The organism is Streptomyces sp. NPDC104371 (assembly GCF_055583785.1).
Genome location: NZ_JBVJNF010000008.1, coordinates 200,056 through 208,040 on the forward strand (window position 1 = coordinate 200,056; position 7,985 = coordinate 208,040).

Here is a 7,985-nt window from a genome sequence, read left to right on the forward strand (position 1 = left end):
ATGGCGCAGCAAGTGGCGGCCACCGAACAGCTCTTGGAGTACGTGCGGGCGGTGTCGCTCCGCGACGAACCGCTCCTGGCGGAGCTTCGCCAGGAGACCGCCGAGCTGCCGGCGGGCGAGGCGATGCAGGTGATGGCGGAGGAGGGGCAACTCCTCGCGCTGCTGATCGGCCTCACGGGCGCCCGCTCGGTGCTGGAGATAGGCACCTTCACGGGGTACAGCACCCTGTGCATGGCCCGAGCACTGCCCGCCGACGGTGAGTTGGTGACCTGCGACCTGACGGACCGCTGGCCTTCGATCGGCGCCGAGTACTGGAAGCGTGCCGGGGTCGCGGACCGGATCGCGCTGCGGGTCGGTGACGGGACAGAGACGCTGGACGCCCTGCTGGCCGAACGCGGGCCGGAGTGCTTCGACTTCGTCTTCATCGACGCCGACAAGGCCAACTACTCGTCGTACTACGAGCGTTCGCTCAGCCTCGTGCGGCCTGGCGGGCTGATCGTGGTGGACAACACGCTGTACTTCGGCCGGGTCGTCGACCCGGACGCCGATGACCAGGACACCGTCGCCGTACGCGAGTTGAACGCGCGGCTGCGGGACGACGAACGAGTGGAGCTGTCGCTCCTGGTGATGGCCGACGGCATCACGCTGGTCCGCAAGAGGCCGTGAGCGAGGTGGCGCCCCCTCGGGGGCGCCACCCTCTCAGGCGAAGCGCCGCACCAGTTCCCGTTTGAGCACCTTGCCGCTCGGGCCGAGGGGGAAGACGTCCACGAACTCGACCCGGCGCGGGTACTTGTGTCCGGCCATCCGTTCCCGGGCCCAGGCGACGAGCTGCTGGGAGAGCACAGGGCCGGGTGTCGCGCCGGGGTCCGGCACCACCACGGCGCACACCTCCTCGCCGTGGCGTTCGTGGGGGAGTCCGATGACGGCGACCTGGGAGATCGCCGGGTGACCCAGCAGGACCTCCTCCACCTCGCGCGGGTACACGTTGTATCCGCCGCGCAGCACGATGTCCTTCTTGCGGTCCACGATGGTGAGGTAGCCCTCGGCGTCCTTGACACCGAGGTCACCGGAGCGGAACCAGCCGTCCACGATCACCTCCGCGGTGGCCTGCGGCCGGTTGAGGTAGCCCGCCATCACGTTGTGGCCCCGGATGACGATCTCGCCCACCTCGCCGGGGCCGAGCAGCTCGATACGGCCCTCGACCTCGGCCCGCGCGATCTCCGCCGTGACACCCCAGATCGGCCGGCCCACCGTGCCAGGGCGGCAGGGCCAGGCCCGTTGGTTGTACGCCACCGTCGGCGAGGTCTCGGTCAGCCCGTACCCCTCGTAGATGGTGCAGCCGAACGTCTTCTGGAACTCCTCGAGCACCCGTACCGGCAGTGCGGAGCCGCCCGAGAACACCCGGTCGAGCGGGGGGCGCCGCGGGTCGGTGCGGGCCTCGGCGAGCAGGGCGAGCAGCATCGTCGGAACGCCCATCAGCAGCGTGCAGTGCTCCCGGACCATCATGTCGAGCGCCCGCGCCGCGTCGAACCGCTCCATCAGCGCCATGGTCGCACCGGCCCGGAAGCAGGTGCTCATCCCGCATATCTGGCCGAAGCTGTGGAACAGCGGCAGACAGCCGAGCAGGACGTCGTCGGGCCGGAAGTCGAAGGGTGACAGCATCGAGGTGTCGACGTTCATCACGATGTTGAGGTGGGTGAGCATCGCCCCCTTGGGGTGGCCGGTGGTGCCGGAGGTGTAGAGGACGACCGCGATGTCCCCGGGATCGCGCGGGACGAAGTGCGCGAGCGGGGCGGCCTGTTCGGCGAGCAGGTCGAGCCGCACCCCGGCGCGGTGCCCGCCGGTCACGGTGAACAGCGGTGTGCCGACGGCCTCGGCTGCCTTGGCACCCTCGTCGAGCAGCGGTGCCCCGCAGATCAGCGCCCTCGCCTCGGAGTCCTTGAGCACATAGCCGATCTCGTCGGCCCGCAACAGGCCGTGCACCGGCACCGCGACCGCGCCGAGCGCGAGCACGCCGAAGTACACCATCGGGAACTGTGGGGTGTTGGGCAGCAGGAGCGCCACCCGGTCCCCGGGCCCGATCCCGTGCCGACGCAGGACCGCCGCGTAGCGCCGGGCACCGTCCCACAGTTCGCGGTAGGAGAACCGCCGGGAGTCGAAGACGATCGCCGGGTGCTCCGGCCGCCGCAGCGCGGACTCGGCGAGGATCGCGGCTACCGAGAGAGACATGTCCGCCTAGGCCTTTCGCGCGTCCGTCGCCAGGCGCGCCCGGTCCGGTTTGCCGATACCGGTGAGCGGCAGTTCGGCGCGGATGTCGATCCTGGCCGGGGCGTGGTTCGGGGTGAGCGCGGCGGTGACATGCTCGCGCAGCCCGGCGGTGGTGGCCGTGGCGCCGTCCCGCAGGACCACCGTGGCGTGGATGTGCTCGACGCGGTCCTCGTCCGGTGTGCCGAACACCGCGGCCTGGACGACGTCTTCGTGGGTGAGGAGCGCGTTCTCGACCGCCGTCGGGTGGACCTTGATCCCGTTGGCCTTGATCACGTCGGCCATGCGCCCATGGATGTGGAGATAGCCGCGGTCGTCGAAGCGGCCGAGGTCGCCGGTGTGCAGCCAACCGTCCACCAGCGTACGGGCGGTGAGTTCGGGGTCGGCCACGTATCCGCGCATCGCCAGCGGCGAGCGCACACAGATCTCGCCGATCTCCCCGGCGGGCAGCTCGGCTGTGCCGTCCGGCCCGACGATCCGGACCTCACCGAGCAGCGGGCGGCCCGCCGTGCGACGCAGCTCCGCATCGGCGTGCTCGGGTGGCATCAGGATGGTGACGGCGCCCGCCTCACTGGTGCCGTACACCTGGATGAGCGCCGCGCCGAAGACCTTGACCGCCTCGGCCAGCCGCTCCGGGGAGGCGGGGCAGCCCGTGTAGCAGAGCATCTGGAGGCTCGACAGATCGGTGGCGCTCAGCCGCGGGTGGTCGAGCAACTGATAGAGCTGGGGCGGCGAGATCAACAGGCGTGAGATCCGGTGGTGTTCGACGGCGCTCAGTACCGCGCCCGGTTCGAAACCGTCGTGCAGGAACACCGTGCCGCCGGAGGCGAGCGAGTCGTCGGTGGTCGCGCCGCTCGAGTGGCTCATCGGCAGGGTGGCGAGATAGGCCGCCCGGTAGCCGGTCTTGAGCCCGGCGGAGATGAACCAGCCGCGGGTGCGGAAGTCGACGGCTATGCCCTTCGGCCTGCCCGTGGTGCCGCTGGTGTAGGTGACCACGGCGGTCCGTTCCGGGTCGATCTCGATCCCGGCCGGGTCGAAGGCGGCCGCGTCGCCCGTGGTGAGGTCGAGGACGTCGGGGCCGAGGGAGCCGAGGCCCGCGAGGGCGAGCGGGGTGGGCATCCGGTCACGGAGTCGGCGGGCGACGTCGAGGTGGTCCGCGTCGACCGCGAGCACGGTCGTGTCGGTCTCCTTCAGGATCCGCAACTCGGCGTCGGCGGTGAGCCGGTCATCGGGGTCGACCGCGTTGGTCGTGTGGAGATGGACCGCGGTCGCGCCCGCGAGGTTGGCCGCGTACCGGAGAAGCAGGGTGGCGGGTGTGTTGGTGGTGGTCAGTACGGCGACAACGGGCGCCTTCCCGCCCTCCGTGTGCCGGTGCAGCGCATGCGCCGCGGAGCGGACGGAATGCGTGAACTCCGCCGCGCTGAACGCTGTGCCACGCCAGGACAGGACCGTCTTCTCCGGATCGGCGGAAATCACGTCCAGGATTTGCTGAACATACGTGTCGCACGCGGACATCCATGGTCTCCCATCGAGCGCTTGGCAGGGCATTGTGGAATGTGTACGGTAGGGCGTTGAATGTGACCCTGGCATTTCGTGTGTGCCGTCCGGCGATTACTCTTCCATCGTCTTGACGGCCGGAAAGCGAGCGGACGTCATGAATCCTTACCTTGACTTATTCAGCCAACACATGGCTGAATTCGAAGCGGCCGGCAGTAAGCGGGATTTCCTCGAGATCGAGCGGGTCGCCGGGCGATTCCCGGCCGCCCGCAGCCGACGGGAGGACGGCGAGGCCGCCGAGATCAGCGTCTGGTGCAGCAACGACTACCTCGGCATGGGGCAGCATCCGAGCGTGCTGGCGGCGATGAAGCGCAGCATCGACGAGTACGGCGCGGGCTCGGGAGGCTCCCGGAACATCGGCGGCACCAACCGCTACCACGTCCTGCTCGAACGGGAGTTGGCGGAACTGCACGGCAAGGAGGAGGCGCTGCTCTTCAGTTCGGGCTACGCCGCCAACGACGGCTCCCTGTCCGTGCTCGCCGGTCACATGCCCGACTGCCTCGCCTTCTCCGACGCGTCGAACCACGCGTCGATCATCGACGGACTGCGGCGCAGCGGCGCCGAGAAGCGGATCTTCCGGCACAACGACGCCGACCACCTGGAGGAGTTGCTCGCCGCCGCCGACCCGGACCGGCCCAAGCTGGTGGTCCTGGAGTCCATCCACTCGATGGTGGGCGACGTCGCCCCGCTGGCGCGGATCGCCGACATCGCCAGGCGGTACGGCGCCATGACCTTCCTCGACGAGGTGCACGCGGTCGGCATGTACGGACCCCAAGGGGCCGGAATCGCCGCCGACCTGGGCCTGGCCGACGAGTTCACCGTCATCATGGGGACGCTGGCCAAGGGCTTCGGCGCCGTCGGCGGCTACATCGCGGGCCCCGCCACGCTGATCGAGGCCGTGCGCAGCTTCTCCCGCTCGTTCATCTTCACCACCGCTCTGCCGCCCGCGGTCGCGGCGGGCGGCCTCGCGGCCGTCCGGCATCTGCGCGACTCCGAGACGGAGCGGAACAGGCTGCGGGAGAACGCGGAGTTGATGCACCGGCTGCTCAAGGAGCGCGGGCTTCCCGTCCTCTCGGACGAGTCTCATATCGTGTCCGTTCTCGTGGGTGACGACAGCCTCTGCCGGAAGGCGTCCGACCTGCTGCTGACCCGGCACGGCAGCTACGTCCAGGCGATCAACGCGCCGAGTGTCCCGGCGGGTGAGGAGATCCTCCGCATCGCGCCCGGCGCGGTGCACCACCCCGACGAGGTACGGGAGTTCGTCGACGCGCTGGACGAGTGCGCACGGCAACTGGACGTGCCGCGCGTCCCGTTGGGCGCGGTCCCGGCCTGACGGAATGGGTGCGGTCGGTGCCGGGGCCGGTGCCGGCCGCACTGTACGGACGCTGTGCCGCGCTTCGGGGACCTCGTACCCCACCGTACGGACGCCGTTCGGTTCCCCGCCGCGGCGGTCAAGCGCCATGGCATTCCTCTATCGCTCCGTGAATATCGCTCGGATCGCTCGGACCACTCAGGTCGATCGGATTGCTCAGGTCGATCGGGTCGCTCGGATTGCTCGGGTGAAATACGAGTCGCCCGCTGCACGCATTGTCCAGCAGTCGCATATCGTCTCGATAGCGCCGCCCGCGACTCTCGCCCTCTTCCCCGGAACACGAGACACCCTCTGGCTGTCCGCCCATTTCCCGGAGTATGGTCAAGCCGCCGACCGGCATCAAGCGCAGTTCGAATTGAATTCCCAAACCGGAGCCCATCCACTCCGGTTCGCTCTCTGGAGACGTGTATGACTCTGGGTTATCTGCTCGGCGGCGGCGTGGGCACCGAGCCGCACGGCGTCGAGCTCTACAAGGCCTACCCGGTGATGCGGGAGCTGTACGACCAGGTCTCGGGGTGGACCGGCCTCACGGTCGGCCAGATCCTGGAGGAGGAGCTGCCCAACGCGCTGGAGGAACGCCAGAGCACGGGCACCGTACGGGAGGCCGCGCTCGCCATGGCCGTCCACGACATCTTCGCCGAACAGGGGCTGCGCCCCGGCGCGATCGGCGGGCTGAGCCTGGGTGCGATGGCGGCGGCCGCCCTCGTCGGCGCGGTGAGCCGCGAGGAGCTGTTCCGGATGCTGGTGCACAGCCGGCATGTCCCGGAGCCCGCGCCCGACGCCCCGCGCCAGGGGATCGCCCTCGCCTTCGTCCCCGCCGGGGCGCCCGAGACGGACCACCCCGGCCATGGGCAACCCGACATCCACCCCTCCGGCGACTTCGGCGTCACGAGCGACGGCTCCCAGCGCATCCTCATGCTGTCCGGCCTCGCCGCGGCCCTCGAACAGGTCGCCGCCGCGGCCCCTCCCGGCACGGTCGTCCCGCTCCCGGACCGGCTGATCGCGGTCCACTCGCCGCTCCGTCAGCCGTACCGCGACTTCATGGCACCGCACATCGACGCCATGACCTTCGCGCCCCCTCGACTTCCGCTCCTCTCCTGCCTGGAGCAGCGGGCGCTGGTCTCGGCGGACGACGTCCGCGACCTGTTCCACCGCAACGCCACCGACCCGATCAGTCTGGTGGACGTCTACACCGGGATGAAGGGACAGGGCGTCGACCTCGCGTTCGTCATGGGCCCGTCCATACCCGAGGGCATACTCGACTTCCCGTTCCCGGTGGTCCACGTCGACAAGCCCGAGCACATCGAACAGGCCGTCACCACCGCCTACGAGCTGGGCATCGACCTCACCGCCCCACCGGCCACACGATGACCGTCGCACCGGGCCTGTCCGCGGTCGCCCCGGACGACCGGATCGAGGAGTGGCTCTCCGCCGACCTCGACCACTGGTGCCGCAGGGTGGTCCAGCGCCACTTCCACCCCGAGACCGGCAGCCCGTACTGGCTGCGACGGGCCGCCGAACTCCCCTTCGACCCACGCGACATCACCCGGTACGAGGAGCTGACCGAACTCGGGCCCTTCACGCTGGACACCCTGCGGACCGGGGACCCCGGCGACCTCGTGCCACGGGCCGTCCCGCGCCCGCTGGCCGGGCGGGTCTGGGAGAGCGGCGGCACCACCGGGACGCCCTGCCGGGTCTTCTACACCCCGGACATGGTGCGGCATCGGGGGCTCTGGCGGCGCTGGTCCTTCGTCACCGAGGGCTTCCAGGAAGGCCGTTCCTGGCTCCAGGCGACACCCACCGGACCGCACCTGATCGGCAACGGGGTCTGGGAGGCGGCCGAGCTGTTCGCGGGGCAGGTGTACGCCATCGACATGGACCCCCGCTGGGTGAAGCGGCTGATCCGGGCCGGACGGCTCGCGGACGTCGGCGACTACACCACCCACCTGCTCGAACAGATCGCGGACATACTCGGACCGGGCCGCGTCAGCTACCTCAACACCACACCGGCGCTGTTCCAGGCGCTCCGCCAGCGCCATCCCGAGCTGGTGGCCGGGCTCGAAGGCGTCCGGCTGAGCGGAACACAGATCACCCCCGCGATGTACCACACCTTCCGGGAGTCGCTCGGCGGCGGCATCTGCGGCATCAGCTACGGCAACACCTTCGGCAACGCGGCGAGCCTGCCCGTGGCGCCGGATGCCGGGCTGATCGGATACGTCCCCAACTACCCCCAGGTGACCATGGCGGTGGTCCGCAAGGACGACTGGACCACCCCGGTCGACTACGGAGCGGTGGGACAGGTACGGCTCACCGTGCTCCACGAGGATCTGTTCCTCCCCAACATCCTCGAGCGCGACCAGGCGGTGCGGCTCCGCACCGAACACTGGCCGTGCGACGGAGTCGCCAACGTCCGCCCGCTGCAAGAGACGAGTTCGGCTCCCGAAGGCCTCTACTGAGCGGGTTCGCACGGGAGTTGTTCGTACAGGAGTTGCTCGTGCGGGATCGGCGCGTACAGAAGTTGCTCGTGCGGGATCGGCGCGCACCGGAGTTGCTCGTACGGGATCGGCTCGTACGAGAGTCGGCAGTCGGCCGACGCCCCTGCCGGGCGTCGGCCGACCGCGTGCCGTCACCGGGGACACCCCCGCTGGTCAGACGCAGGTAACGCGGAAGCCGTGTCGCGTCATGCGATATCGCGGCGCTATACCGGCGCGGAAGCATGTGGCGGGCAGGGGAGCCCGGCACATTCCCGATTCCCGCGCCCACCGCACCGACTGATGGTCAGACACGTCCG

The 7,985-nt window shown here is 70.0% G+C and carries 6 protein-coding genes; 4 read left to right on the plus strand and 2 right to left on the minus strand.

What is annotated here, in order from left to right; translation table 11 throughout:
* Window positions 1-666: an O-methyltransferase gene (locus ACZ60T_RS24775; RefSeq protein WP_469667884.1), complete on the plus strand. Its 666-nt coding sequence runs from the start codon at window positions 1-3 to the stop codon at window positions 664-666.
* 33 nt (window positions 667-699) lie between these two features.
* Here ACZ60T_RS24775 and ACZ60T_RS24780 read toward each other — a convergent pair whose 3' ends face one another.
* Together ACZ60T_RS24780 and ACZ60T_RS24785 are read right to left on the minus strand one after the other, a co-directional pair.
* A complete protein-coding gene (locus ACZ60T_RS24780) occupies window positions 700-2,229 on the minus strand; it encodes a long-chain-fatty-acid--CoA ligase (protein ID WP_469667885.1) in 1,530 nt (509 codons plus the stop codon).
* A gap of 6 nt (window positions 2,230-2,235) precedes the next feature.
* A complete protein-coding gene (locus ACZ60T_RS24785) occupies window positions 2,236-3,741 on the minus strand; it encodes an AMP-binding protein (protein ID WP_469667886.1) in 1,506 nt (501 codons plus the stop codon).
* 178 nt (window positions 3,742-3,919) lie between these two features.
* On the opposite strand from ACZ60T_RS24785, the gene hemA reads away from it, so the two are divergent.
* The 3 genes from hemA (at window position 3,920) to ACZ60T_RS24800 (ending at window position 7,650) form a co-directional block, all read left to right on the plus strand.
* Entirely contained in the window at window positions 3,920-5,155 is a 1,236-nt protein-coding gene (hemA, locus tag ACZ60T_RS24790) for a 5-aminolevulinate synthase (protein WP_365626189.1), read from the plus strand.
* A gap of 447 nt (window positions 5,156-5,602) precedes the next feature.
* Window positions 5,603-6,565, plus strand: coding sequence for an ACP S-malonyltransferase (locus ACZ60T_RS24795; protein ID WP_469667887.1), 963 nt, complete (start codon window positions 5,603-5,605; stop codon window positions 6,563-6,565).
* Window positions 6,562-7,650, plus strand: a complete 1,089-nt coding sequence (locus ACZ60T_RS24800) for an acyl-CoA synthetase family protein (protein WP_469667889.1) — start codon at window positions 6,562-6,564, stop codon at window positions 7,648-7,650. The genes ACZ60T_RS24795 and ACZ60T_RS24800 overlap by 4 nt, the downstream gene beginning before the upstream one ends.
* Window positions 7,651-7,985: the final 335 nt, after the last annotated feature.